Here is a 2,867-nt window from a genome sequence, read left to right as displayed (position 1 = left end):
TAAGAAAGCTAAACCGGGATAAATACCGTTTTTATCTGCGTCATTTTCGCGGACTACCATATCTACTTCAGCGAGTACATTTGGTAAAGGGTTAAAACCTGCAACTGCATTAGATAAACCGAGTCCTAAAACGGGAGTGTTGGAGGTGCCTGGGGGAAGTCTACTACTTACATCAGTCAACCCAGCTGATAAAATAGTAGAAACCGAGTAATTTTCAATTAAATATTTTTCCCCATCAAACAAAGCCGCCATTGGAATATAGCGGGTAACTCGGTCAAGAGAAAAGACCAAATTAGTAACTTTTTTATTCCCTTTAATTTCAGATTCCAAAGGTTTAATTAACCAATCATAAAGTTGTTTGCTGGTGGCTTTTAATTCCTGAAGATTAGAATTGGGCTGTTGTAATAATTGGCGGAATTTTAACACAGTTTCTCCTAATTCACGGCGAGAAACCGGAACTTCTATACTTTTGAGAACTCCACCTTCAGCAGCTAAAAGTAACCAAGTTTTATCTGCGACAACAAACGGATAAATTAACACAGTACCAGGTTGGGCAGCAGTAATTTCTCTAGCTTTGCGTCCGAAGTCGTTGGGGTCGAGAACTTGTTGGTCTTGGGCGCGACGGTTGGCGATAATTTGTTTTAAAGTAGCAATGCTTTGATTATATTGAGTAATTAAAGCTTGTAATTGGTCGTTGAGTTGGCTTAATTCGCTGCATTTACTTTTGCGGCATTCAGCAACTTTTTGCCCGAAAGCGATTAAACTGCCGTGAGTTTTGATAATCTGTTCTTCAATGGAGTTAAGGTCAATACCAGAAGTTTGGTTACTCGCTTTAGCGTTGCGGGTATAGTCGCGAATTTCTTGGATTTTCAGGAGTTCTAAAACCTGTTGCGCTTCTAAAATTCTGCCTTGTCCAAGTAAGAGATTGGCTAAATCGCGATAAGTAGAAGCAACAGTTTTGGTGTAAGATTTTTGCTGTTCTTGAGGTAATTTGCGTAAATCTTGGCGAATAGTTTCGATAACATTCACCGATTGTTTATAGAAAACAATGGCTAATTCTGGTTGATTTTGTTTGTTCAGTATCAAACCAATATTATTGAGAGTCTCGCCTTCCCCCACCTTATCGCCAACTTCCTTACTAATAGCTAAAGCTTGGCTAAACAAATCCATTGCCTTCCCGTGTTCTCCAAGTTTATCGTAAACTTCCCCAATATTATCCAGAGTCAACCCTTCCTCCGCCTTGTTGCCAACTTGCCTGTGAATCGCCAAAGCTTGATTTAAAAAATCCATTGCCTTCCGGTGTTCTCCGAGATTGCGGTAAACTTGCCCAATATTATTGAGAGTCCTGCCTTCCTCCGCCTTGTTGCCAACTTGCCTGTGAATCGCCAAAGCTTGTTGGTAGAAATTCATTGCCTTCCGGTATTTTTCAAGATTGTCGTAAACTTGCCCAATACCAACGAGAGTCGTCCCTTCCCCCGCCTTGTTGCCAACTTCTGTGAAAATCGCTAAAGCTTGCTGGTAGAAATTTAAAGCCTTCGGGTACTCTCCGAGATTGCGGTAAACTGTCCCAATATTCTGGAGAATCGTCCCTTCCCCCGCCTTGTCACCAACTTGCCTATAAATCGCTAAAGCTGGGCTAAAGAAATCCAATGCCTTCGGATACTCTCCGAGATTGCGGTAAACTTGCCCAATATTATTGAGAGTCGTACCTTCCTCCGCCTTGTCATCAACTCGCCTGAAAATCGCTAAAGCTTGCTGGTAGAAATCTATTGCCTTCGGGTACTCTCCAAGATTGTAGTAAACTAACCCAATACCAACGAGAGTCGTCCCTTCCCCCGCCTTGTCGCCAACTTCTGTGAAAATCGCTAAAGCTTGCTGATAGAAATCTATTGCCTTTGGGTATTCTGCAAGATAGTTGTAAACATTCCCAATATTCTGGAGAGTCGTCCCTTCCCCCGCCTTGTCGCCAACTTCTGTGAAAATCGCTAAAGCTTGGCTAAACAATTCCAATGCCTTCCTGTGCTGTCCAAGATTGTCGTAAACTAACCCAATACTAACGAGAGTTGTTCCTTCCCCCACCTTGTCGCCAACTTCCTTACTAATAGCTAAAGCTTGGCTAAACAATTCCAATGCCTTCCGGTGTTGTCCAAGATTATCGTAAACTAACGCAATATTATGGAGAGTCGGCGCTTCCTCCGCCTTGTTGCCTATTTCTCGATAGATTACCAAAGCTTGCTCGAAATTTCCTAATGCTTCTCGGAATTGACTTTGACGATACTGCTGTTCTGCCAATTGGTACAATCTATCCGCCTCAGCTTGGCGTTCTTGATTTGTCGTCGTCTGTGCAATTGTATTTAATATAGTTGGAGTAGTTTCTCCTAATGGCAAAGTAGAAGCAATTGCAAACATTAAACTAACAGCAAAAACTCTCAGACGACTCATATATAACTCCGCAATTAACAGTTATCCGCTGGCTGTTCAGTTATATATATGTCTCATCGCTGAGAACTTATGCAAGTTTATGATTCAATCATCGCATTATTTTATGAAGATGTGAAAATTGATGCAGAAAATCTCCATACTGAATAATAAAGCACCCTACAATCCATTTCCAATTAACACAAAAGGTGCCCAATAATAGGGATGAGAAAACCGAGAACCAAAATTAGCACGAGTCCCAGGTTTAATCTCAAAAACTACAGTAGCACGACTTTCTTGGGAAGTGGCAGTTTGGTTATTTCCCCGCAAAAAACTTAATTGTGCTTCTCTTAAAGCCTCAGCTTTAGTAATCGGAGACTCAGCAGTATTATTAGCTAGTTGATTATAGAAAGTTTGCATTAATAAAGAAGTACTGGCATCATTGACTA

The 2,867-nt window shown here is 41.2% G+C and carries 2 protein-coding genes; both read right to left on the bottom strand.

What is annotated here, in order from left to right; genetic code table 11:
* On the bottom strand, positions 1-2,442 hold a 2,442-nt coding region (locus ACE1B6_RS00110; protein ID WP_413255198.1), incomplete at its 3' end, for a CHAT domain-containing protein.
* A 156-nt stretch (positions 2,443-2,598) separates the two neighbouring features.
* A partial coding sequence (locus tag ACE1B6_RS00105; protein WP_413255197.1) for a CHAT domain-containing protein occupies positions 2,599-2,867 on the bottom strand: 269 nt, incomplete at its 5' end.

This window comes from Floridaenema fluviatile BLCC-F154 (assembly GCF_041929135.1).
Lineage (GTDB): Bacteria > Cyanobacteriota > Cyanobacteriia > Cyanobacteriales > Aerosakkonemataceae > Floridanema > Floridanema fluviatile.
The sequence above is the reverse complement of the archived record's forward strand: the minus strand, read 5'-3'. Positions and strand labels throughout refer to the sequence as shown.